This is a genomic window from Achromobacter sp. EG18, assembly GCF_059759395.1.
The window spans coordinates 2,525,435-2,549,165 of the sequence record NZ_CM186213.1 but is presented as its reverse complement, the minus strand read 5'-3'; the positions used below and the strand labels follow the sequence as shown (position 1 = coordinate 2,549,165).

At 69.4% G+C, this 23,731-nt stretch carries 21 protein-coding genes; 8 read left to right on the top strand and 13 right to left on the bottom strand.

The window, feature by feature from the left end; genetic code table 11:
- Positions 1-38 precede the first annotated feature (38 nt).
- A complete protein-coding gene (locus AC6CR5_RS11495; RefSeq protein WP_045953642.1) occupies positions 39-1,484 on the bottom strand; it encodes an HD domain-containing phosphohydrolase in 1,446 nt (481 codons plus the stop codon).
- 149 nt (positions 1,485-1,633) lie between these two features.
- On the opposite strand from AC6CR5_RS11495, the gene AC6CR5_RS11490 reads away from it, so the two are divergent.
- Positions 1,634-2,407, top strand: coding sequence for an alpha/beta fold hydrolase (locus tag AC6CR5_RS11490; RefSeq protein ID WP_047991378.1), 774 nt, complete (start codon positions 1,634-1,636; stop codon positions 2,405-2,407).
- A gap of 105 nt (positions 2,408-2,512) precedes the next feature.
- On the opposite strand, the gene AC6CR5_RS11485 is transcribed toward AC6CR5_RS11490, so the two are convergent.
- Complete coding sequence (locus AC6CR5_RS11485; RefSeq protein ID WP_498085636.1) at positions 2,513-3,844, bottom strand: MFS transporter; 1,332 nt, start codon at positions 3,842-3,844, stop codon at positions 2,513-2,515.
- Positions 3,845-3,964: 120 nt separating this feature from the next.
- Here AC6CR5_RS11485 and pdxR point away from each other — a divergent pair, with 120 nt between their 5' ends.
- Positions 3,965-5,467 (top strand): MocR-like pyridoxine biosynthesis transcription factor PdxR, encoded by a 1,503-nt coding sequence (pdxR, locus tag AC6CR5_RS11480; RefSeq protein ID WP_498085635.1) that lies wholly within the window; start codon positions 3,965-3,967, stop codon positions 5,465-5,467.
- A gap of 109 nt (positions 5,468-5,576) precedes the next feature.
- Here the strand turns inward: pdxR and AC6CR5_RS11475 are convergent, their stop codons facing one another.
- The 9 genes from AC6CR5_RS11475 to AC6CR5_RS11435 form a co-directional block, all read right to left on the bottom strand.
- Positions 5,577-6,905, bottom strand: a complete 1,329-nt coding sequence (locus tag AC6CR5_RS11475) for an aspartate aminotransferase family protein (protein ID WP_026383307.1) — start codon at positions 6,903-6,905, stop codon at positions 5,577-5,579.
- Entirely contained in the window at positions 6,902-7,981 is a 1,080-nt protein-coding gene (locus tag AC6CR5_RS11470) for a phosphotransferase (protein ID WP_020928748.1), read from the bottom strand. Before AC6CR5_RS11470 ends, AC6CR5_RS11475 begins: the two co-directional genes overlap by 4 nt.
- On the bottom strand, positions 7,978-9,276 hold the full coding sequence (locus AC6CR5_RS11465; protein WP_020928747.1) for an ArgE/DapE family deacylase: 1,299 nt from the start codon (positions 9,274-9,276) through the stop codon (positions 7,978-7,980). The genes AC6CR5_RS11470 and AC6CR5_RS11465 overlap by 4 nt, the downstream gene beginning before the upstream one ends.
- A gap of 160 nt (positions 9,277-9,436) precedes the next feature.
- A complete protein-coding gene (locus AC6CR5_RS11460) occupies positions 9,437-10,039 on the bottom strand; it encodes a DUF4304 domain-containing protein (RefSeq protein WP_047991374.1) in 603 nt (200 codons plus the stop codon).
- 115 nt (positions 10,040-10,154) lie between these two features.
- Entirely contained in the window at positions 10,155-11,414 is a 1,260-nt protein-coding gene (locus AC6CR5_RS11455; RefSeq protein WP_026383303.1) for a putative Na+/H+ antiporter, read from the bottom strand.
- Entirely contained in the window at positions 11,411-11,920 is a 510-nt protein-coding gene (locus tag AC6CR5_RS11450; RefSeq protein WP_047991373.1) for a hypothetical protein, read from the bottom strand. Before AC6CR5_RS11450 ends, AC6CR5_RS11455 begins: the two co-directional genes overlap by 4 nt.
- Before the next feature lie 66 nt (positions 11,921-11,986).
- Positions 11,987-13,501: a tripartite tricarboxylate transporter permease gene (locus tag AC6CR5_RS11445; RefSeq protein ID WP_026383301.1), complete on the bottom strand. Its 1,515-nt coding sequence runs from the start codon at positions 13,499-13,501 to the stop codon at positions 11,987-11,989.
- Positions 13,502-13,504: 3 nt separating this feature from the next.
- A complete protein-coding gene (locus tag AC6CR5_RS11440; RefSeq protein ID WP_020928744.1) occupies positions 13,505-13,990 on the bottom strand; it encodes a tripartite tricarboxylate transporter TctB family protein in 486 nt (161 codons plus the stop codon).
- Between the two features lie 193 nt (positions 13,991-14,183).
- Positions 14,184-14,336: a hypothetical protein gene (locus AC6CR5_RS11435; protein ID WP_200221629.1), complete on the bottom strand. Its 153-nt coding sequence runs from the start codon at positions 14,334-14,336 to the stop codon at positions 14,184-14,186.
- On the opposite strand from AC6CR5_RS11435, the gene AC6CR5_RS11430 reads away from it, so the two are divergent.
- Together AC6CR5_RS11430 and AC6CR5_RS11425 are read left to right on the top strand one after the other, a co-directional pair.
- A complete protein-coding gene (locus AC6CR5_RS11430; protein ID WP_024069750.1) occupies positions 14,335-15,720 on the top strand; it encodes a sensor histidine kinase in 1,386 nt (461 codons plus the stop codon). The two genes, AC6CR5_RS11435 and AC6CR5_RS11430, sit on opposite strands and share 2 nt — an antisense overlap.
- Positions 15,717-17,012, top strand: a complete 1,296-nt coding sequence (locus AC6CR5_RS11425) for a sigma-54-dependent transcriptional regulator (RefSeq protein WP_026383300.1) — start codon at positions 15,717-15,719, stop codon at positions 17,010-17,012. Before AC6CR5_RS11430 ends, AC6CR5_RS11425 begins: the two co-directional genes overlap by 4 nt.
- Before the next feature lie 27 nt (positions 17,013-17,039).
- Here AC6CR5_RS11425 and AC6CR5_RS11420 read toward each other — a convergent pair whose 3' ends face one another.
- Positions 17,040-17,558 (bottom strand): CinA family protein, encoded by a 519-nt coding sequence (locus tag AC6CR5_RS11420; RefSeq protein ID WP_020928740.1) that lies wholly within the window; start codon positions 17,556-17,558, stop codon positions 17,040-17,042.
- Between the two features lie 209 nt (positions 17,559-17,767).
- On the opposite strand from AC6CR5_RS11420, the gene ku reads away from it, so the two are divergent.
- The 4 genes from ku to nadS all read left to right on the top strand — a co-directional run bounded on the left by ku (position 17,768) and on the right by nadS (position 22,153).
- Entirely contained in the window at positions 17,768-18,721 is a 954-nt protein-coding gene (gene ku, locus AC6CR5_RS11415; RefSeq protein ID WP_498085634.1) for a non-homologous end joining protein Ku, read from the top strand.
- A gap of 2 nt (positions 18,722-18,723) precedes the next feature.
- Entirely contained in the window at positions 18,724-21,348 is a 2,625-nt protein-coding gene (ligD, locus tag AC6CR5_RS11410) for a DNA ligase D (protein WP_498085633.1), read from the top strand.
- A gap of 171 nt (positions 21,349-21,519) precedes the next feature.
- Positions 21,520-21,831, top strand: coding sequence for a type II toxin-antitoxin system RelE/ParE family toxin (locus AC6CR5_RS11405; protein ID WP_026383296.1), 312 nt, complete (start codon positions 21,520-21,522; stop codon positions 21,829-21,831).
- A gap of 1 nt (position 21,832) precedes the next feature.
- Entirely contained in the window at positions 21,833-22,153 is a 321-nt protein-coding gene (gene nadS, locus AC6CR5_RS11400) for a NadS family protein (RefSeq protein WP_047991369.1), read from the top strand.
- Positions 22,154-22,232: 79 nt separating this feature from the next.
- Here the strand turns inward: nadS and AC6CR5_RS11395 are convergent, their stop codons facing one another.
- On the bottom strand, positions 22,233-23,678 hold the full coding sequence (locus tag AC6CR5_RS11395; RefSeq protein WP_047991368.1) for an amino acid permease: 1,446 nt from the start codon (positions 23,676-23,678) through the stop codon (positions 22,233-22,235).
- Positions 23,679-23,731: the final 53 nt, after the last annotated feature.

Below are 23,731 nucleotides of genomic sequence, written 5' to 3'. Positions count from 1 at the left end.
CGCTGTCCGCGTCCGTCATCGCGGCGCCTGGCGGCGCCCTACAGCAGCCCCGAGGTCAGCGCCTTGAGCGTGGCCGCCGCGCGGGTGGAGCAGTCGAGTTTGCGGAACACGCTTTCGAGGTGGGTGCGCACGGTGCTGGGGCTGATGTCCAGGGCGCGCGCCGCCTCCTTGTTGCTGGCGCCCAGGCTGACCTGCCGCAACACTTCCAGTTCGCGCTGCGACAGCGGCGAGGCCGCGCGGCGCGGGGCTGCCGGTTCGCCGCCGGCCGCGGCGATCGCGGCTTCGGCGACATCGGCGTCGTAGCGGCCGGCGGCGGCCTCGTCGCGCAGCGCGCGGGCCGCGTCCCGCAGGGACAGGGCGCGGCGCCAAGGGCGGTCCTCGAGCAGCGCCTGCAGTGTCACGGCGGTGGCCAGCACGCGTTGCGGGCGGTCGAGCGCGGCGCCCGCCGCGCCCCGGAAATAGCCGCTGCCGTCGAGCCGCTCGTAGGCGTACGAGGCCAGTTCGGCCGCCGCGCTCAAACCCTTGATCTGGCGAGCGGCGCGGGCGGTCCAGTAGGGCATCAGGCGCACCTGTTCCCATTGGTCCGGCGTCAGCTTGCCGGCGGTGTTCCACAAGCGGTTCGGCAGCGCCGCGCGGCCAATGCCGTGGACCAGCGCGGCCGCCTGCAGCCGCGCCTGAGTCGCGGCGTCCAGGTCGAGGCGCGCGGCGGTCGCCACGGCCAGCGCCGCGACCCGGCGTGAATAGCCCGCCAGCCACGGCAGCTTGAGCTCGGCCACGTCGGCCAGCAGGGTCAGCGCGGCGGGCGCGGCGGCCTGGCCGCCAGCGAGATTCCAGGCGGCGCCATCGGGCGGATCGGCGTCCATCTGGTCGAGCCAGGCCGGACCATGGCGAATCGCCAACGCCGCGATCTCGGCCGGATACTTGGCGCCGGCCTGCTGGCGCAGGAAGTCCAGCGCGCTGTCGCGGCCATGGGCGCGGCTGAGGATTTCCAGGTCGCTGGCGGCGTTGACCACATAGGCCAGCGGCGAGACGGCCGCGCCGTCCAGCGCCAGCGGCATGCCTTTGCCGTCGTGGCGTTCGAAGGCGTGGCGCAGCCCGGTCACGACCGCCTGCGGCATGCCCAGGCTGACGGCCACGTCGCCGGAAATCTCGCAATGGATCAGCGCCAGCGGCACGATCAGCGACTGCGTGCGCGCGTCCAGCGGCGGCAGCGTCTGCGCCATCATGGCCTCGCGCGAGGCGACGTCGTCGCCCAGCAGTTCGGCGAAACCGCCGGCGTTGGCGGTGCAGCCGGACCAGCGCAGCAGCGCCACTGCGCGGGCGTGGTCCTGGCCGGCCGCATCCATGCCCTGCGCCGCGGCCAGCAGGCCCGCCAGGCAGGCGGTGCGGCGCGAATGGTCGGTGGCGCGGCCCATGCTGAGGTCGCCGATGAAAGCCATGGCCAGCACGGCGTCGGTCAGTTCTATGGCGCTATCGGCGATCATGGGGACGGGCGGGGCGATGAAGGGGGCGGCGGGCAGGGCGGGGAGACGGCGCATCGGTCAATCATCCGATACCGCGCCATCGGCGGGAAAACGACACTGGCATCCAGCAAGCGCCACGTCGGCGTTTGATCCCGAAAAAAGGAATCGTCATGAAGCGCCATATTATCGCAGCCTCCCTCCTGGTAGCCGGCCTGTTCGCCGCGCCCGTCTCGCAATCGTTCGCCGCCGAGCCGTCCGCCGCCCGGCCGTCCGTGGTGATCGTGCACGGCGCCTTCGCCGACGGCTCGGACTGGGCCAAGGTGGTCGCCCTGCTGCAGGCCAAGGGCGTGCAGGTGCAGGCGGTGCAGAACCCGCTGGAGTCGCTGGCCGGCGACGTGGCCGCCGCCAACCGCGCCATCGACAACCAGCCCGGCAAGGTGGTGCTGGTCGGCCACTCGTGGGGCGGCACGGTGATCACCGAGGCCGGTAACCATCCCAAGGTCGCCAGCCTGGTCTACGTGGCCGCCTTCGCGCCCGATGCCGGCCAGTCGGTGGCGACGCTGACCGAAGGCACGCCCAAGGCGCCGGGTTCGGACAGCATCGGCGCCGACAGCCACGGCTGGCTGAGCCTGTCGCCCGCCGGCCTGGCGCGCGATTTCGCGCAGGATGTGCCGGCCGCGCAGGCCCGGGTGATGGCGGCCACGCAGGGCCCGATCAAGGCCAGCGCCTTTGGCGAGGCGGTGTCGACCGCCGCGTGGAAGACCAGGCCGTCGTGGTTCGTCGTCAGTAACCACGACCGCATGATCCTGCCGGCGCTGCAACAGCAGATGGCCAAGCGCATCGGCGCCAAGGTCACGGAGCTGCAGGCCAGCCACGTGCCGCAGCAATCGCAGCCGGAAGCGGTGGCGCGGGTGATCCTGGATGCGGTGGCGAGTGTGAAGTGAGGGCGGTGACAGCCCGGTGATGTGGCATCGGGCAGGCACATATGAACGCCGCGCCGGCGGGCATCGAATCCCGCCGGCACCGCGTCATGGTCAATGCATCGGACACTACAGCGCCCGGCCCTGCGGCCGTGCGCCCAACGCGCCGCCCCGCATGCGCGCCGCCTCCCGCTCCGGCGTCGGCAGGTAGATCGCGCACAGCAGGTTGGCGCCGGCGATGATGGCGAACATCAGCGCCATCGGCTGCCAGGTCAGGCCGAAGGTGTGCGCCACCCACAGGCCCACCAGCGGGGTGGTGCCGCCGAAGATCGCGCCGCACAGCTGGAAGCTGAGCGAGATGCCGGTGTAGCGCATCTCCACGGGGAAGGCCAGCGGCAGGTAGGGCGCCAGCACCGCGTAGTAGGCGCCGATCAGGAAGATCGCGGTGAGGATGCCGATGGCGATGTTCTGGATGTCGCCGGTCAGGATCAGCATCATCATCGGCACCGCCCACAGTGTCGACAGCGCGGTGACCCAGATCAGGAAGCGGCGCTCGCCGACGCGGGTGGCGATGTAGGAAGCGATCGGGAAGCTGATCAGCTCGACCACGCCGGCCCAGGTCACCACGTCCAGGATCTGGCTGCGCGTGATCTTCAGGTAGGTGGTGGTGTAGGTGATCATCAGCGTGGTCACGAAGTAGAACCCCGAGATGCCCAGCAGGCACAGGCCGATGCCCAGCAGCAGCGCGCGCTTGCGTTCGCGCAGCACCATGCTGATGGGAGCGGTGCTTTCCTTTTTCTTTTCCTTCAGGCGCGCTTCCAGTTCGGGGCTTTCGTTGACGCCGCGGCGGATGACGAAGGCCACCAGCACCAGCACGCCGCTGATGATGAAGGGCAGGCGCCAGCCCCACGACAGGAAGTCCTCTTTGGGCAGGTCGGACACCAGGCGGAACACGCCGGTCGCCAGGATCAGGCCGATGGGGCTGCCGTACTGCGGCGCCGAGGCCAGGAAGGTGCGCCACTTGGGCGGCGCGTGTTCGGCCGCGATCAGCACCGCGCCGCCCCATTCGCCGCCCACCGCGATGCCCTGCACCAGCCGCAGCGCGACCAGCAGCACCACGGCGGTCAGGCCGATCGAATGGTATGACGGCAGCAGGCCGATCAGCGTGGTGGCCAGGCCCATCAGCAGCAGCGTGATGACCAGGCTCTGCTTGCGGCCGACGCGGTCGCCGAGATGGCCGAACAGCACCGCGCCCACCGGCCGCGCGAAAAAGCCGATGGCGAAGGTGCCGAGCGAGGCCAGCGTGCCCATGAAGGGATCGTTGGTGGCGAAGAACACGTCGCCGAACACCAGGGCGGCCGCCGTGGCATAACAGTAGAAGTCGTACCACTCGATCATGGTGCCGAAGAAAGCGGCGGCCGCCGCCCTGACCGGCTGTCTGCGGCCATTCTGGTCTTGCATGGAATTCCCCTTGTTTGTCGCGGCTTTCCACGGTGGCGCCGCATTGGATACGGCGTTGACGATAGCAACTACTGGCTATATCTTGTATAGCCACAATCCAATCAGAGATAGGTCCACTTCATGAAGGAAGTCCTGCTCGCCGACCTGCTTTCCGGCGCGCTCTCGCGCGAGTCGGCCGACCCGCTGCAAAAGCAGATCTACGACATCGTGCGGCGCGGCGTGCTGGACCACACGCTGGTGGCGGGGCAGCGCTTGCCGTCCTCGCGCGTGCTGGCGCAGGAGTTGGGCATCTCGCGCATCACGGTGACACTGGCGTACGAACGCTTGATCGCCGAGAACTACCTGAGCGCGCGCGGCGGCAGCGGCACCTTCGTCGAGAAGACGGTGGACCGGCCGCTGCTGCCGCCGGCCTCGCCAGGGCTCGCGCAGCGCCACGTGCCGGGCCTGTCCACGCGCGGCGAGGGCATCGCCGGCGGCGCGGCCGGACTGGGCCAGCACACCGGGGCATTCGTGCCGGGCGTGGCCGACGCCAGCCTGTTTCCGTTCCACCTGTGGCGCCGGCTGGTGTCGCGCCATCTGGGCAAGTCGAACCTGGCGCTGTCGGGCTATGCCAAGGACGGCGCGGGCTTTCTGCCGCTGCGCGAGGCCATCGCCAGCTATCTGAGGCTGGCGCGGGCCGTGGTGTGCGAGCCGGAGCAGGTCATCGTCACGGCGGGCACGCACCAGTCGGTGGACCTGTGCGCGCGCATGCTGGCGGGGGCGGGCGACGCCGCGCTGGTGGAAAGCCCGTGCCACTGGGCCTTTCCGCCGGTGTTGGGGGCGGCGGGCGTGCGCGCCCATGCCGCCGTGGTCGACGAGCAGGGCCTGGACCTGGCGGCCAGCAAGCTGCCGCGCCGCGCGCGGCTGTTGATTACGAGTCCGTCGCATCAGTACCCGACCGGCGTGGTGATGCCGCTGGCGCGGCGCCTGGAACTGTTGCAGGCGGCGCGGGCGCGCGGGCTGTGGGTGCTGGAGGACGACTACGACAGCGAGTTCCGCTACGACGGCGCGCCGATTCCGTCGTTGCAGGGGCTGGATGCCGACGGCCGCGTGATCTACCTGGGCACCTTCAGCAAGACCATGTTCGCCGGCCTGCGCATGAGCTACATGGTGGTGCCGCCGCAGGTGGCCGAGTCGTTCTCGCGGGCCTGCGCCAGCATCTATCGGCCGGGGCAGTTGCATCTGCAGGCGGCGCTGGCGGATTTCATGGCGGACGGCCATTTCTCGCACAACATCAAGCGCATGCGCACCGAGTATGCCGGCCGCCAGATCGTGCTGCGCGAGGCGATGGCGGCGCGCGTCGGCGACCAGGTGCAATTGTCGCAAGCGCGGGCCGGGCTGCATGTCTATGCGCAGCTCGACCGCAAGGTGTCGGTGCCGCGTCTGGCCGAGGCGGCCCGCGACGAAGGCATCGTGCTGGGGCAGCCGTACTATCTGCCCGATGCCGCCAGAGCGGCGGCGCCGGCGGTGGTGCTGGGGTATGGCGGCGTGCCGTGCGAGCGCATCGACGATGGCGTGGCCCGCTTTGCGCGGGCGCTGGGGCGGGCCGGCGAGAACCGGCCCGCGCGCCGGCCGCGGCGTTGAGCCTTGCCGTTGAATCACGGCGGCGGACCAAGGCAGCCAGGGACGGTGGCCGGCGCCCCGCATCGGCGGGGCAGCGCGGGAGCGGTCACGAGGGGCGCCGCTTCGCCCGCTACAGTTCCGCCAGCGTCTGGTCCGCCGCCGCCAGCAGCAGGTCGGCATGCTCGCGGGCGAACGGCAGTTGCGGCCGCAGCTTGAGCACGTTGCCGTGCAGGCCGGTGGCGCTGAGCAGCACGCGGCGCTGGCGCATCAGGTTGACGAAGCGGTGCGTCTCTTCCTTGGCCGGCGTCTTCGCGGCGCGGTCGCGCACCAGTTCGACGCCGATGAACAGGCCATCGCCGCGCACGTCGCCGATCAGCGCGTGGCGCTCGGCCAGCGCGCGGAAACCGTCGCGCAGGTACTGGCCGGTGCGCGCGGCGTTGGCCTGCAGGCCTTCTTCCTCGATGACCGAGAGCGTGGCCTGGGCCGCGGCGCAGGCCACCGGATTGCCGCCGAAGGTATTGAAGTAGCGCGCCTCGCGGCCAAAGCGCTCCATGATGTCGGGACGCGACACCATGGCGGCGATGGGATGGCCGTTGCCCATCGGCTTGCCCATGGTGACGAGGTCCGGCACCAGGCCGTGGCGCTGGAAGCCCCACATGCACGAGCCGGTGCGGGCGAAGCCGGCCTGCACTTCGTCGGCGATGAACAGGCCGCCCGCGTCGCGGATGGCCTGCGCCGCCGGCGCCAGGAAGCCGGCCGGATCGCTGTAGACGCCGTCGCTGGACAGGATCGTGTCCACCAGCAGCGCGGCCGGCTTGATGCCGTGGCGCCGCATGTCGTCGATGGCGGCCCGCACCTGCTGGCCGAACCATTGCCCGAGGGTGGCCGGATCGTGGCGGTAGCTGTCGGGCGCGGCCACGGCGCGGGTGTCCACGCCCAGCGGCACGGCCTGGCCGAGCGACGGCGACACAGCGGCCACCGCGGCGGTGACGCCGTGGTACGCCAGTTGCGTGACGATGACGCCGGTGCCGCCGGTATGGCTGCGCGCCACGCGCAGCGCCAGGTCGTTGGCCTCGCTGCCGGTGCAGGTGAAGATGACCTGCGACAGCGGCTGCGGGAACGTCGCCAGCAGGCGCTCGGCGTAGTCCAGCACGCCGTCGTGCAGATAGCGGGTGTGGGTGTTCAGCACCGCCGCCTGCTCGGCGATGGCGCGCACCACGCGCGGATGGCTGTGGCCCACCGAGGCTACGTTGTTGTAGGCGTCCAGGTAGCGATCGCCGTCGGCGCCGTAGAGCCACACGCCTTCGCCGCGCACGATGTGCAGCGGCTGGTCGTAGAATAGGCGGTAGGCCGGCCCCAGCACGCGCTGGCGGCGGGCGATCAGCTCGCGCTCGGCCGGCGGCAGCGCGTCGGCCGCGGCGGGGTCGAAGGCGTTGAGCATGGCTTGGTCTCGGCTCATACAAGAGTCTCCATCGGGGTCTGGCTGGCGGCCAGCAGGATGTCGCTGGCCTGCTGCCGGGGCAGGGCGTCCAGGCGCGCCAGGCCGGTCCAGGCCAGGCCGTTGTTGCGCAGGATGTACTGGCGGTTCTCGGGGTGCTGCTGCGCGCGCCAGCCGGTGATGGCCACCGTGATCAACAGGCGCGTGGCGATCAGGTCGGGCAGCAGCGCGATCTCGGTTTCGGTCAGCGGCAGCGTCTGGTGGTAGCTGGCCAGGCACTGGCGCAGCGCCAGCGACAGGGGGTTGGGGGCGTCGTCCAGCAGGTAGGCGCCGGCCACGGCCAGGTCCTGCGCCAGCGGCGCGCGCACCATGTCGCCAAAGTCCAGCAGCGCGGCGACCTGGTCGGGCCGATCGCGCGCCACCATGACGTTGTAGGGGTTGAGGTCGTTGTGGATGACCTGGCGCCGCAGCGCGCCCAGGCGGGGCCGCAGGTCGGTGACGAAGCGCTCGAGCTGGCGTTCGGCCAGCCGGCGGCGGTCCGCCTGCGGGATCTTGGGCAGCAGGTCGGCCAGTTGATCGGCCCGTTGCAGGTCCCACATCAGTTCGTGGCCGGCCATGGCATGGTCGAAGTCCGCCAGCGCCAGGTCGAACTGGGCCAGCGCGCGGCCCAGCGCCCGGTGCTGCGCCGGCGTGCGCGCCACCTGGTGCAGCGGCACGCCATCGACGAAGGTCATCAGGCGGATGGCGCGGCGGGCGCCGCTGGCGTCGTCGTGCCAATGCACGTAGTCGCCCGCCAGGCGGGGCAGCAGGTGCGGCACCGGCGGCTGGCCGCCGGCGCGCATCAGCCGCAATTGCGCCTGGGTGTGGAAGTCGGTGACCGCGGGGTCTTCGGCCGGATGCGTGGCCTTGAGCACGTAGGCGCGGCCGTCGGCGCCGCGCAGCAGGAAATTCTGGTCGCGCTCGCTGGACAGGATGCTGGCGCGGACCGCCAGGCCGTAGTGGTCGCGCGCCAGATCCTCGGCCTGCGACAGGGACAACTTGGGCGGCTCGGCCGCGAACAGCGCCTGGTCGGCGCTGGAGAGGTTGCTGCGGTTCATGCGTGGCGCTCTTCCAGTCCGCACCATTGGGCGATGAATAGCGCAATGGTCTGGGTGACCTTGCGCACCGATTCCAGGTTGACCGCTTCGTCGTAGCCGTGCGGCATGCGGCATTCCGGGCCGTAGACGATGGCCGGGGTGTCGGCGTACAGGCCGTAGAAACGGGCGTCGGTGGCGGCCGAGGTGGCGTATTCGCGCAGCGGTTCGCCGAACACCTGTTCGTGCGCGGCGCGCAGCGCGGCCTCGGCCTCGTCGGCGTTCCGCAGTTCGTAGCCCTCGGCCATGAAGCCGTGGTAGACCACCTTGGGCGGATGCTTGGCCAGGAACGGATCGCGCGCCGCGGCCTGGGCCACGAAGGCTTCGATCTCGGCGCGCGCGGCCTCCAGGCTCTGGCCCGGATAGACAGCCACGCGCATGTCGAAGGTGCACCAGGCCGGCACGCTGGACGGCCAGTCGCCGCCGGCGATCTTGCCGAGGTTGAAGCGGATGGGGTGGGGGTGGTCGCAGAAGTGGCGGTGGTCGCGCTTGTTGGCGTTCCAGCGCGTTTCCAGTTCGTCCAGCGCCTGGATCAGGAAGATCGCCTTCTGGATGGCGTTGGCGCCGGCGCCGGTGAAGGCGGCCGAGGCGTGCTGGGGGTCGCCTTCGACCTGCACCTGGAACCACATCGGCCCGACCTGGGCGCGCATCAGCATGGGCAGCAGCGGCTCGGGGATGAAGGCGGCGTCGGCGCGGTAGCCGCGCGCCAGGCAGGCCAGGGCGCCGTTGCCGGTGCATTCTTCTTCCACCACCGACTGCAGGAACACGTCGCCGGCCGGCGCCAGGCCGATCGCGGCGAGCGCGTCCATGGCCGACAGGCAGGCGACCAGGCCGGACTTCATGTCGCCCGCGCCGCGGCCGTGCATCCAGCCGTCGACGATGGCGGGGTCGTACGGGTCGCGGCTCCATTGCGCCAGCGGGCCGACCGGCACCACGTCGATGTGGCCATTGAGGATCAGCGAGCGGCCTTTCAGGCTGCGGGCGCGGTGCGCGCCGACCACGTTGTAGGCGTTGTCATAGGAAACCGCCACCGGCGAAAAGCCGGGCAGGTGGCGAATGGCGTCGACGTCGATGCGCCAGCGGTCCACCGCGTAGCCGCGTTCGGCGTAGCGCGCCGCCATGAAGTCCTGCGCGGTGGCTTCCTCGCCGCGCTGCGAGGGCAGGCGCACCAGTTGCGCCGTCAGTTCGGTCTGGGCCGCGAAGCCCGCGTCCACGGCTTGGAGGATGCGCTGGCGCAGAGCCGGGGTCAGTTCTGGCATGGATGTGCTCGGGGTTGACTGTGTACCCGGCCATCCTAGGCAAAATTGGATCGGTGAAAAATAGCCAATCCGGGTTATTTGATATGGCCACTTTTCGGTTGCCGCCCGGGGCCGGCGCCGCGCGGGCGCCAGGGATGGGGCAGGCCGCGGCCGCAGGATCCTAGCCTGCCAGGAGCGCCTGCAGCTTTTCCTGCAGCGAGGTGGCCCGTTCCGGCGCCCGTGCCAGCCCCGAGCGCGCGAAGGCCTGGGCCCGCTCCGCGTCGCCCAGGTGCCGCGCGATGCGCGCCAGGTGGAGCGTCCTCGCTGGGTGGATGCCGTCAGGATCGGTCTGCCGCAGCAGCCGTTCGCAGCTGGCGGGGTAGGCGTCGTGGTCAGCGAAGAAGGCATGGCCCTGGCGCGCCCATTCGCTGACGATGAAGGCGACGTTCTCCTCGGCGCTGGCCTGGTCGGGTCCATAGGCCCAGCCGAACGCGGGGCCGGGCGGCGGATCGATGCGTTCGCGGAACACGCAGTGCGATTCCTCGATCTCGGCCGGCGGCACCAAGGCGCCGCCTTCGCACGGCAGGAAATCGTAGTGCGCGCCCAGGTTCAGGTAGCAGGCCTTGCCGCCGCTGGCGCCCTGCACGTTGAAGACGTGCACGATGGGGCCGCGGATGCGCCGCAGGGTCTGGCCCGAGCCCTCGAACCCCTCGGCCTTCAGGACGGGGTAGAGGTGCCTGGTCAGTAGCTTGAGGAACGCGCTGCGGGTCATCGTGGTCGCCATGTCGGATCGCCTGTGAAAGGGGCGGGCCATTGGACCGCGGCGGCGGGCGCGACGTGCGCCAAATCATGTCAGTTGCAACGAGAATTGGCCCCCGGGGCGGCAACCCCGGGGACGGTCACAGCAGGAACAGGAGCGACGCGGCCACCGCGGTGGGCGCCAGTGCGCCGGCCAGCAGCGCGGGCATGCTGACCGCGCCGTTGCTGAATCCGCCGCGCAGCAGCGCCACCCCGGCGGGGTTGGGCGCGTTGGCGATCACCGTCAGGCCGCCGCCGGCAACCGCGCCCGCCACCAGCATGTATTGCGCCTGCGCGGAAATGCCGTCGATCAACGATCCCAGGTAGGTCAGGGCGGCATTGTCGGTGACGGCGGTGAGGGCCAGGGCGCCGAAGAACAGCACGCGTGGTTCGAGGGCGCTGACGATGGGCTGCAGCCACCATTGCTGCATGCCGCCCAGCACGACCAGGCCGGCCAGGAAGAAGCCGACCAGCAGGGCTTCCTTGATGATCAGCCGGCTCTGGTGCGCCTTGTAGGCCTGGGTGTAGCCCAGGAAGAACAGGAACAGCCCCAGGAAGAGGATGGGATGGTGGGCGAACAGGACGACCGCCGCCAGGAACAGCAGGTGCACCGTGATGACGGTGGACGACATCGGCTTGGCGTTGCCGCCGACCGTCAAGACATCGCCGTCTTGCAGGTGGGGCCGCAGCAGCCAGGTGACCGCGGTGGCGTTGACCAGCACCGCCAGCGCGGCTTTCCAGCCGAAGGTCTTGAGCATGAAGGCGCTGTCCCAGCCCCAGGTCGCCGCCACCATCAGGACGGGCGGGGCCGCGTACGAGGTCAAGGTGCCGCCGATCGAGATGTTGACGAATAGCACGCCCAGCGCCAGGTACTTCAGCCGTTCCGGCATGCCGCGGTGAAAGACCTGCGGCGCCAGCATCATGGCGGCGATCGTCATGGCGGCCGGCTCCGTGATCAGCGACCCGGCCAGAGGCACGAGCGCGAGGCACAGCCACGCCTTTGCCGTCCGGTCGGCCGTCGGAAGCCATCTGGCCAGGCGGTCCACCAGCCGCATGACCGCCGTGAGGACGGGCAGCGAGGCGGCGATGACCATGACCACGAAGACAAACGCCGGCTCGGTGTAGTTGCGCGACTCGGCGTAGCCGAGCGCCGCCTCGCCGGAGGCGGCGAAGGCCATCAGCAACAGCAGCACCGCGGCCCAGAAGCCGAACACCACCTCGACCTCGCCGAGCAGGTGCAGCAGGCCTTCGTGGCGCTTGTTGCGGTGCGCCAGCCGCAGGAACAGCGGCGCGGAAAAGGTATGCAGCAGGGCGACCGCGAATACGGCCGCGGCGATGATTTCAATGGGTTGGTCAGTCATGCGCGGGCTTCCTCGATGGCGGGTTCATAGCGCGCGACCTCGATCCACAGCCGCGCCATCACCACGTGGCGGACCAGGTCATACAGGTGCGCGGGGGCATCGGCCGGCACCAGAACACGGCGGATCAATGCCTGCAGATCGACGCGCAGCCAGGGTGGTGGCGGCGCGCTGTCGTGCTGGCGCATCGTGGCCATCAGGCGAATGAGGTCGAGCGACGGCATGTCGATCCTGAGTTCGGCATTGTCTGGCGGTAGCACGGCATCGCGCAGGGCCTGCAGGGTCGAACAAATGTAGACGCCGGCGGGATCCAGGCGATTGCCATCGACATGCCTGCGCCAATCCTGGGTGCCGATGAGCGCGGCACTGGCGCCCGCACTGGGAGCCTCGAAGCGCAGCCGGCTGAACTCCAGCAATTCCATCAATTCCACGAAGGACAGCCCGCGGGCGACCCCCAACGTAGGGTCCTGGGCCGCGGTCAGCGCGTGTTCGTCCTGCAATCCCCTCATGGCGTACTCCGGTGTAGCGGCGGGGCCGCCTTGCGGCGACCCCTGATCGTGCAGTTTTCCGTGAAATCAGGCCTGCGCCTGTTCCAGCGCGCGCACCTTGCGGCGATTGCGCACGGTCGAGTAGACCAGCCACAGCGCGAGCGCGAAGATCGCGTAGATGAAACCCGCGCTGATCGGGCGGTCGATGAAGATGCCCATCTGCCCGCGCGACAGCAGCAGGGCGCGGCGGAAGTTCTCCTCGACCATCGGCCCCAGCACGAAGCCGAGCAGCAGCGGCGCGGGCGAGAAGCGCAGCTTCAGGAACAGGTAGCCGACCATGCCCAGCACCAGCACCATGCCGACGTCGAACAGGCTGTTCTGGGTGCTGTACACGCCCACGCAGACGAAGAACAGCGCCGACGGGAACAGGTACTTGTAGGGCACCTTGAGCAGCTTGGCCCACATGCCGATCAGCGGCAGGTTCATGATCACCAGCATCACGTTGCCGATCCAGAAGCTGGCGATCAGGCCCCAGAACAGGTCGGCGTGCTCGGTCACCATCTGCGGTCCCGGCTGGATGCCGTGGATGATCAGGGCGCCCAGCATCAGCGCCATGACGGAGTCGCCCGGGATGCCCAGGCTCATGGTCGGGATGAAGCTGGTCTGCGCCGCCGAGTTGTTGGCCGCCTCGGGGCCGGCGATGCCCTCGATCGCGCCGTTGCCGAAGCGCGCGGGCGTCTTGGAGACGCGTTTTTCCACGGCGTAGGACATGAACGACGCGATGGTCGCGCCGGTGCCGGGCAGGATGCCCAGGACCGCGCCGATGGCGCTGCCGCGCGCGATCGGCATGGCCGACTGGCGGATGTCGCCGGGCTCGGGCCGCACCGACATGCGGGCCGCGCTGCCGACCGTGCTGGCCTTGCCGATGCGGTTGACGTTGGCGAAGAAGTCCGCCAGCCCGAACAGGCCCATCGCCAGCGCCACCAACTGCACGCCATCGCTCAGTTCGAGGATGCCGAAGGCATAGCGGATGGTGCCGGTGTTGACGTCGGTGCCGATCACGCCGATCAGCAGGCCCAGGAACACCATGGCCACGCCCTTGATGGCCGAGCCCTTGGCCAGCGTGGCGCCGGCGAACAGGCCCAGCATCATCATCGAGAAGTACTCGGCCGGCCCGAACTGGAAGGCCACTTCCACCAGGATGGGCGAGAACAGGATCATGACGATGATGCCGACGCTGGCGCCGACAAAGGACGCCAGCACCAGCATGAACAGCGCCGAGCCGGACTTGCCGCGGCGCGCCAGCGGGTTGCCGTCCAGGCAGGTGACGGCATGGGACGGCGTGCCGGGCAGGTTCAGCAGGATGCAGGTGATGCCGCCGCCATACTGGGCGCCGTAGTAGATGCCCGCCAGCATCATCAGCGCCGCCACCGGCGTCATGGCGTAGGTCAGCGGCAGCAGGATGGAGATCGCGGCCAGCACGCCCATGCCGGGCAGCACGCCGATCATGTTGCCCATGAAGACGCCGAACAGCGACCACAGCAGGTTGTCCCACTGGAAGGCGACGCTGAAGCCGTGCAGAACGTTATCGAGGATATCCATGGTTCAACCCCAGCGCAGCATCGGGAACTGCAATTGCAGCGCCCAGGAAAAGACAATGGCGCCGAACAGCGTCATCGCGGCGGCCAGGATGGCAGCGCTTTTGTATGTGTTGGAGGTGTCCCCCAGGGCCGACACGAACACCAGCGCGAAGGTGGCTGGCAGGAAGCCCAGGTACTGGCCGATCACGATGAACAGCGCGATGCCGGCCGCGATGCAGGCCATGCCGCGCAGGCGCTCGCGCCGGGTGGGCTGCGGCAGCTGTTCTTCGAGCTGTTCTTCCTGGATTTCGTCGGGGTCGGGGCTGAGCGGGATGAGGATGCCCAGCGCCACGAGGAAGGCGCCCACCAGCATCGGGAAGTAGCCCGGCCCCATGCGGGCCAGTTCGCCGATGTTGTAGGAGGTGGCCTGGAAGATCGTCAGCGCGCCGCAGAGGGCGATGAAGGCGCCTCCCCACAGATCGCGTTTTCTAGAGAATATGGTGCTGCCCATGGCGTGCTCCCCGTTATTGTTGATGACAGCCTGCCGGCCTTGCCTGTTGCGGCCGGAAGGAGCGGGGGACTTTAAGGAGGGCGGCTTGCATTCTGCTTTCGTCCGGCAGCCGCTGTATTGCGGGATAACCATGAGTCCGGCGCGCGCGGCGCGGCGGGTGTCTGGAAAGGTGAACGATCGCAGACGCCGATGTTCACAAAGCTGAACATCTGGTCGCGGAATCCGGCCAAATAACCAGGGCGGCACGCTTTTTGCCGCGCATCGGCGCGCTTGCGAAATCTTGCACATTGGTGGGCCCTTGCTGCCACGGCATAATCTCGTTTTGCCGTCCGACGCCGTCGATCATGTTTCGCTTGCCGCTCACCGCGCGTATCCCGCTGGCGGTTTCCCTGTTGTTCCTGGCCATCTCCGCCACGTTGATATCGCTGGCGCTGCATGGTCTGTCGCGTCAGTTCGACACGCAGATTTCCAACCTGGGACAGGTCTACCTGGATGGCCTGTCCGCCGCCATCCTGCCGGCCGTGCGTGCCGGCGATGGCGAGCAGATGACGGAGGTGCTGAACCGCGCGCTGGATACGCACCTGGGCGTGGTCGACCGGACGCTTGCGGTGGTGGCCGCCGATGGCCGCATGCTGGCGCACGTGGCGCGCTATCCCGAAGTCGAACCGGTGCCGCTGGCCCTGCTGCGCGAGACCCCTGGCAGCCGGGTCAGCCTGCGCTCGGAAGGCGTCTGGACCTGGCGGCTGCTGGACAGCGCGCGCCCCGAACTGGGGACCGTGGTCGCCAACCTGGACGTGAGCGATTTCCTGTCGCAGCGGCGCGGGCTCGCGCTCGAGCTGGGGCTGGTCGGGTTGGCCATCGGCGTGCTGGGGGCGGCGCTGTGCTACGGCATGGCGCGGCGCCTGCAGCGCCCCATCATCTCGTTGACCCAGGCTTTGCGGGCGGCGCGCGCGGACCGGCCCCGCACGATGGACGTGCGCACCCGCGACCCGGAGTTGCGCGAACTGCTGGCGGCCTACAACTGGATGGCCGAGAGCGTGCGCGAGCGCGAGGCCCTGGCGCGGCGGCACGCCCACATCGAGCGCGAAGCGGTGCTGGGCCGCATGTCGGCAGCGCTGGCGCACGAAGTGCGCAACCCGCTGGGCGGATTGCGCACCGCCGTGCAGACCCTGCGGCAGTTCGGCGAGCGCGCCGAGGTGCGGCAGGAATCGCTGGGATTCATCGATCGCGGCGTGGAAGCGCTGCAGGCGGTGGTGGACGCCAGCCTGCGCACCTTCCGGCCGGGCGACGCGCGCTTGCGGCAGGCCGATGTGGAAGACGTGCGCCTGCTGGTGGCGGCGCAGGCCGGCCGGGCCGGCGTCGAGGTGTCGCTGGCCTGCGCCGGGATGGGGCCGGACACGCTGCCCTTGCCGGCGGGGCCGGTGCGGCAGGTGTTGCTGAACCTGGTGCTCAACGCCGTGCAGGCCGCGCCGCCCGGGAGTCCGGTGCGGATCGTGGCGCGCGCGCATGCGGGCGCCCTGGCCTTGCACGTGGCCGACCGCGGCGCGGGCCTGCCGCCGCAGGCGCGCGCCGCGTTGGCCGGCGAGCCCTCGGGCGGCGACGGCATGGGGCTGGGCATCGTCGCCGGCCTGGTGGCGGGCCTGGGCGGGCGGGCGCGGGTGTGCAGCCGCGGCCAGGACACGCGCATTTCCGTGCGCATTCCTTTACCACGCGAAGGGCAAACGCTGTGAACGATACCCAGGTGTTGTTGATCGAGGATGACCCGGTGCTGGGCGGCGCGCTGCTGCAGCGCTTGCGGCTGGAGGGCATGCGGGCGCAATGGGTGCAGAGCTGCGCGCAGGCGGTGGAATGGTTCCGCCGCTCGCGCCAGCGGCCGGCTTTCGTGCTGGCCGACATCCGCCTGCCGGACGGCTCGGGCGAGGATCTCTACCGGCGCCTGATCCCGTACCTGGCGCATGCCACCGTGGTGTTCGCCACGGCCTATGGCGACATCGCCCAGGCGGTGCGGCTGGTGGCGGCGGGCGCCAACGACTACCTGACCAAGCCCTACGATACCGATGCGCTGGTGGCGCGCATGCGTGCCGTCATCGCGGCGCACCCCGATGGCGCGGCGGTGGACGTGCGCGATAATCCCTTCCTGCCCGACGACCCCGAAAGCCCGCTGGCCCACGCGCTCGAGCGCCTGGCGGCCAGCGCCCTGCCGTTGTTGCTGGAAGGCGAGACCGGCGCGGGCAAGGACCGCGCCGCGCGCTATGCGCATGCGCGCTCGGCGTTCGCGGCGGGGCCGTTCGTGGCCGTCAATTGCGCCTCGGTGCCCGAGGAACTGGCCGAAAGCCTGCTGTTCGGCCACGCCAAGGGCGCCTTCAGCGGCGCGGGCGCGGCCCGCGACGGCTTTTTCCAGCAGGCCGCCGAGGGCACCCTGTATCTGGATGAAGTGGCCGAGCTTGCCCCCAGGGCCCAGTCCGCGTTGCTGCGCGTGCTGGAAAACGGCGAATACCGGCCGCTGGGCGACGCGGCCAGCCGGCGGATGGGTTGCCGCATCATGGCCAGCGCCAGCATCGACCTGGAACAGGCGGTGGCCGGGCGCGGCTTTCGCGCCGACCTCTATTACCGGCTGGCGGTGGCGCGGCTGGCGCTGCCGCCGCTGCGGGCCCGGCCAGGGGCGATCGCGCCGCTGGCGCGCGCCCTGCTGGATGAACAGGCGCAAGCGGGCGCCATGACGCTGTCGGCCGACGCGCTGCATGCGCTGGACGCGCACGACTGGCCCGGCAACGTCCGGGAATTGCGCAACCGCATCGCCCGCGCGGTGGTCATGGCGGACGGCGCCATGCTGTCGGCCAGCGACCTGTTCCCCGAGCGTCGCCTGGCGCCGGCGGCGGACCTGGCGGCGTTGCGGGGCGACGCCGAGCTGCGCGCGATCCAGCGTACCATCGCCGAAACCGGCGGCCACCTGGGCGAGGCGGCGAAAAAGCTGGGCATCTCGCGCACGACCCTGTGGAAGAAACTGCGCGCGGCGCGTTGACCGCCGGCCGCGGCGCCGGGCCAGCCGTCATGCGCCGCGGCCTTTCGGCCGGGCCGCATGATGCCGCAGGAAGTGCTCGACGATGCCTTGCAGCGCGAATTCGGCGCTGGCCTGGCGGATCTGGTTGCGGCTGCCGCTGAACTGGCGTGTCGCGGTGTAGACGATGGGGCTGGCGTCGGCCGGCCCCGTCTTGAAGATCCAGGCGTAGCACTGCGTGCCGGCGGGAATGCGGTCGTCGGTGGCGTCGGTGACGCCGGTGTTGGCCACCGCGACGTTGGCGGGGCTCTTGCGGGCCGCGCCCAGCGCCATGTCGCGCGCCACGGCTTCGCTGGTGAGGTTGTGGCGCGCCAGCGTCGATTGCGGCACGCCCAGGCAGCGCCGCTTGGCCGCCACCGAGTACACCACGAAGGCGCAGTCGAGCAGGCCGCCCGCGCCGGGAATGTCGGCCAGGGTGGCCGCGATCAGCCCGGCGGTGCAGGACTCGGCCGTGACCAGGGTCAATTGGTGTTCGTGCATGAACAGGGCGACGCGCTCGATGGTGTTCATCCGCAGGCTTCCACAGGCGATGCCCGGGGCGCAGCAATTTGCGTGCCGGCGGGGCCGGCCGGGCCAATGCCGCGCGGGCACGCCAATTGCTGCGAAGCTCGCTTATGCTGGTGCCTGGGGCGTGCGCGGCAGCCACGATCCCTGGCATGCAGGCGGTCAACCGATACAGTGGACGGGGCGGCAATGGCGCCCCGCGGGAGAGCGGCATCATGGCGACGCGAACCATCTGGAAAGGGGCGATTTCATTCGGGCTGGTGCATATCCCGGTGGGGCTGCACACGGCGACGACTGAATCGGGCGTGGATTTCGACTGGCTCGACAAGCGTTCGATGGACCCGGTCGGCTACAAGCGCATCAACAAGCGCACCGGCAAGGAAATCGACAAGGACAACATCGTCAAGGGCGTGGAATACGAGGACGGCCAATACGTCATCATTTCCCCGGACGAGATCGCCGAGGCCTACCCGCGCACCACGCAGACCATCGAGATCCAGCAGTTCGTGGATGCCGGCGAGGTGTCGTTCGTGTACCTGGAGCGGCCCTATTACGTGGCGCCGATCAACAAGGGCCAGAAGGTGTATGCCTTGCTGCGCGACACGCTGGCCAAGGCCGGCAAGATCGGCATCGCCAAGGTGGTGATCCAGACCAAGCAGCACCTGGCCGCGCTCATTCCGTCGGGCGATGCGCTGGTGCTGAACCTGATGCGCTGGGGCGACGAGGTCAAGTCCACCGAGGACCTGGACCTGCCCAAGGCGGGCGCCAAGGCCTTCGCGCCCAGCGCCAGCGAGCTGAAGATGGCGCGCATGCTGGTGGACGACATGTCGGGCCAGTGGGATGCGGAACAGTACAAGGACGAATTTAAGGCCGCGGTCATGGACCTGGTGGCCCGCAAGGTCAAGGCCGGCAAGACCGAGACGGTGATCGAGCCGCAGGAGGAAACGCCCGCCTATGCCGATAATGTCATCGACCTGACCGAACTGCTGCAACGCAGCCTGAAGGGACGCTCCTCCGGGAAGGCCGCGAACGGGGCGGGGAATGGAACGGGCAATGCGACGGCCAAGGGCAAGGCCGCGGCGAAGAAGACCGCGAAGAAGGCAGCCGCCCGGCCGGCGAAGAAGAAAGCGGCGGGCGCCAAGGCGGCCAAGACCCGCAAGGCGGCGTGACCATGGCCGATACCCTGGCGAAATACCGCGCCAAGCGCAATTTCAATGTGACGTCGGAGCCGGCCGAAGGCGGCCAGGCCAACGAGGCGGCGCGCGCCTTCGTGATCCAGAAGCACTGGGCCAGCCGCCTGCACTACGACTTCCGGCTGGAACTGGATGGCGCCATGAAGAGCTGGGCCGTGCCCAAGGGGCCCAGCTATGACCCGTCGGTCAAGCGCATGGCCGTGCAGGTGGAGGACCATCCCATTGCCTACAATCGCTTTGAGGGTGAGATCCCCAAGGGCCAGTACGGCGCCGGCAAGGTGATCATCTGGGACCGGGGCACCTGGGCGCCGGTGGGCGATCCGGCCGACGGCTACCGGCGCGGCCATCTCAAGTTCGACCTGCATGGCGTCAAGATGCGCGGACGCTGGGCGCTGATCCGCATGAAGGGCCGCGAGTCGGAAAAGCAGCCGCCCTGGCTGCTGGTCAAGGACCGCGACGAACACGCCCGCGCCGAAAGCGAATTCAGCGTGGTGGACGAGCAGCCCGACAGCGTGGCCACGCCGCCGCGGACGGGCGCGCGGGCCGTGCCCGCCGCGGCGCCCGGGGCGCGGCCGGATGCGGCCGCATCGCCGCCAGCATCGCCGTCATCGTCCGCGCCGCCGTCGTCGGATGCCGGGGCAGCGGGCCTGCCGGGTGAGGCGGCGCCCTTGCCGGAGCTGCTCAAGCCGCAATTGGCCACGCTGGTGGAAGGCGTGCCGCGCCAGGCCGGCGATGACTGGATCTACGAGATGAAGTTCGACGGCTACCGTCTGCTGGCGCGGCTGCGGGACGGCCAGGTGCGCCTGTACACGCGCAACGGCCACGACTGGGGGCCGAAGCTGCCGCACCTGGTGCGGGCGCTGCAGCGCCTGCCGCTGCCCGACGCCTGGATCGACGGCGAGATCGTGATGCTGGCCGACAACGGCGCGCCCAGCTTCCAGGCGCTGCAGAATGCCTTCGACGGCGAACGCACCGACGGCATCCTGTTCTACGCGTTCGACCTGCCCTACGTCACCGGCCGCGACCTGCGCCAGGAGCCGCTGCGCGTGCGCCGCGCGGTGCTGGCGCGGGTGATGGAGGCCGCCGGCGGCGATCCGCTGCGCTTTAGCGAAGCCTTCGACGCGGCGCCGGCGGACCTGGTGGCCTCGGCCTGCAAGATGGGGCTGGAGGGCATCATCGCCAAGCGCCTGTCGGCGCCCTACGTATCGCGCCGCAGCGACAGCTGGGTCAAGCTCAAGTGCGCCCGCCGGCAGGAATTCGTCATTGCCGGCTATACCGATCCCAAGGGCGCGCGGGTGGGGCTGGGCGCGCTGCTGCTGGCGTACCACGACGAGGACGGCGGGCTGGTCTACGCCGGCAAGGTCGGCACCGGCTTTGACGACATGGGTCTGGCGGCGCTGCAACGCCGCCTGAGCGCCCTGGAAACGGAGCGGCCCGCCGTCAAGGCGGCCGGCGTTGGCCGCGGCGTCCATTGGGTGCGGCCCGAGCTGGTGGCGGAAGTGTCGTTCGGCGAATGGACCGCTTCGGGGCATGTGCGCCACCCGGTCTTCCGCGGCTTGCGCACCGACAAGCCGGCGCGGGCGATCACCAGGGAGGCGGCGATGGGGGCCGATACGATGCAGTCCGACAATGCGGCCGGCAAGACCGGCAAAGCCAAGCCAGGCAAAGCCAAGCCCGGCAACGCCCAGACTGGCAAAGCCCAGGCGGGCAAGGCCCAGCCAGGCGCCGGCAAGCTGACCCACCCGGAACGCATCATCGATCCGTCCACGGGGCTGACCAAGCTGGACCTGGCGCGCTACGACGGGCTGGTGGCGCCGCTGCTGCTGCGGCACCTGAAGGACCGGCCCGTTTCCTTTCTGCGCGCCCCGTCCGGCCTGAAGGGCGAGTTCTTTTTCCAGAAGCACCTGGAGGCGCCGATGCCAGGCGTGCGGCCGCTGCCGCGGGAACTGGACCCGGATCATCCGCCCTTGATGGAGGTGCCGACGCCGCAGGCGATCATGTCGGCGGCGCAGATGAACGTGGTCGAGTTCCACACCTGGAACGCGGTGAAAAGCGCGATCGACAAGCCCGACCGCATGCTGTTCGACCTGGACCCGGGCGAAGGGGTGGCCTGGCCGTCGATGCAGCAGGCGGCGCGGCTGGTCCACGTGATGCTGCGCGAAATCGGTTTGCGAAGCTGGCTCAAGACCAGCGGCGGCAAGGGCCTGCACGTGGTGGTGCCGCTGCGCCGGCAGTACGACTGGGACACGGTCAAGGCGTTCTCGCAGGCCATCGTGCAACACCTGGCGCGCACGCTGCCGCAGGTGTTCGTGGCCAAGAGCGGTCCGAAGAACCGCGTCGGCAGGATCTTCGCCGACTACCTGCGCAACGGCTTCGGCGCCACGACGGTGGCAGCCTGGTCGGCGCGCGCGCGGCCGGGCATGGGGGTGTCGGTGCCGCTGGCCTGGGACGAGCTGGACGAGGTCCGGGCCAGCGACCAGTGGACCATCGCCAACATCCACACGCGCCTGGATGTCGGCGACGCGCCCTGGGACGACTACACGCCGCAGGCGCTGGGCGCAGCCATGAAGGCAATGGATTTCAAGCCGGATTCGGGCGGGTAGGGCGCCTCGGCGCCCGGCATTTCACGACGCAGTGACGGAAACGACCTGCCGGGAAGGCCCCGCGCGAGCGCTCGCAGGGAAAGATTGTGGCAGTCTGGTGGAGTGATGAGGTGACATCCGCCTCGTGCTTGCATCGGATTTGAAAATACGTCATTGACGTATAAAATGGCAATGGAATTCATAGAAACACCGTTGTTCACCAAGCAGATCGCCACGCTGCTTTCCGACGACGAATATCGGGGCCTGCAGAATCTCCTGATTGAAGATCCTCAGCGTGGCGCGCTCCTCAAAGGTGGCGCAGGGATCCGCAAATTGCGCTATGGTCGGAAAGGATCGGGGAAAAGCGGTGGCATCCGTGCGATCTACTACTGGATGTCCCGGGACCACACGATCTACATGCTTCTCGCCTACCCCAAGTCACGCAAGGATGCGCTCTCTCCGGAAGAGACCGCCATCCTGGCCGCGAAAGTGAAGGAACTTTGATATGGGCAAGAAAATCCAGACAAATGCGGTGCAGCCGTCCGTGTTTGAAATGTTGAGCGAAAGCCTGGATCAGGCACGGGCGATTCGCAGGGGACAGCTGGCGCCCGGACGCGTCACCAAGCTGGAGCCCATCGATGTTCGCGCAATCCGCGAACGCGTCCAGATGTCGCAAGCCGATTTTGCTGCAGCCATCCACGTCAGTAAGCGTACGCTTCAGAATTGGGAACAACGACACAGAAGTCCCACCGGCCCCGCTATCGCTTTACTCAGAATCGTCGAGCGCGCGCCCGATTTGGCGGTCAAGGTGTTGCAGTCGGCCTAGGTCCCGCAGATATGGCGCGCCCCGACCCCATTGACCGGCGCCGGGGCCGGTCAATGGGCCGGGGCTTGGGGCTGGCGGCCTACTCGGCTCCCGCCGGCGCCAGTTCCGCTTCGGCCCGGGCGCGCGTGCCGATGCCGAACACCTGCGCGACGATGCCCATGGCGACGATGACGCCGGCCAGGATCGAGGTGTAGACCACTTCGTTGCGGTAGGTGCCTTCGATCACCATGGTGACGAGCGCTGCGACAATGCAGACGATCACCGCGTACGTCAGCCACGGAAACAGCCACATCCTGAATTCCAGCCGCACGCCGCGCGCCTGCAGGCGCTGGCGCATGCGCAGCTGCGAGAAGGCGATGGCCAGGTAGACGAACAGCGCGATGGTGCCCGTGGCCTGCATCAGGACGTCATAGACGTCCATCTTCGAGGTGGCCATCATCCAGACCGCGGCGAAGGCGAACAGGCTGGAGATGAGCACGCCCACATACGGCGTGCCGGTCTTGCGCCCGGTGATCTGCATGACGCGGTGGGCGTCGCCGCGCCGGGCGAGCGAATAGAGCATGCGCGAGGCGGTGTACAGCGCCGAATTGAAGCAGCTGCATACCGAGGTCAGCACGATGAAGTTGACGATAAGTTGCGCGTGCGGGATGCCCAGCGCGTCGAGCGCGATGTTGTAGGTGCCCTGGGTCGGCTGCGTGAGGCCCGGCGCGTTGTACGGCACCAGGCAGACCACGATGAAGATCGACCCCACGTAGAACAGGCAGATGCGCCACACCACCGAGCGCGTGGTCTTGATGATCTCGCGGCCCGGGTCGGCCGATTCGGCGGCGGCCACGGTGACGATCTCGGCGCCGATGAAGGCGAACATCACGCCCAGCAGGGCCACCACCACGGACTTCGGGCCGTTGGGCATGAAGCCCTGGCTGGTCAGGTGGCTCCATCCCTTGGCGTCGCCCCACGGCCACAGGTGCGCCAGCGCCAGGCTGCCCATGACCAGGAACAGCACGATGGCCACCACCTTGACGAGCGCGAACCAGAATTCGAATTCGCCGTAGTTGCGCACGTTCAGGAAGTTGACGATCAGCAGGGACACGGTGACCAGGAGCGCATAGCCCCAGGCCGGCACCAGCGGGAACCAGCCGTGCAGGATCTGCCCGGCGACGTAGGCCTCCCAGCCCATCAGCAGGGCCCAGAAGTACCAGTAGAGCCAGCCGATGGTAAAGCCCGCCCAGCGTCCGATGGCGCGATCGGCATAGGTCGAGAACGAGCCGGTGTCCGGCTGCGCCACCGCCATCTCGCCCAGCATGCGCATGGCCAGGATGACCAGTATGCCGCCGCCGACATAGGCCAGGATGACGGCGGGGCCGGCCAGGGCGATCTGCTTGCCGGAGCCGACGAACAGCGCCGCGCCGATCACGCCGGCGATGGACATCATCGTGAGGTGGCGGGATTTCAGGCCGCCCTTGAGTTCGGTATTGGGGGTGTTTGCCAACTGTCTTCTCCTCTCCGGATGCGCGGGGGCCATGGCGCGTCCGCCATCGGAATGGAAAAGAGGCATGTCCCCTGCCGGTTTATCGC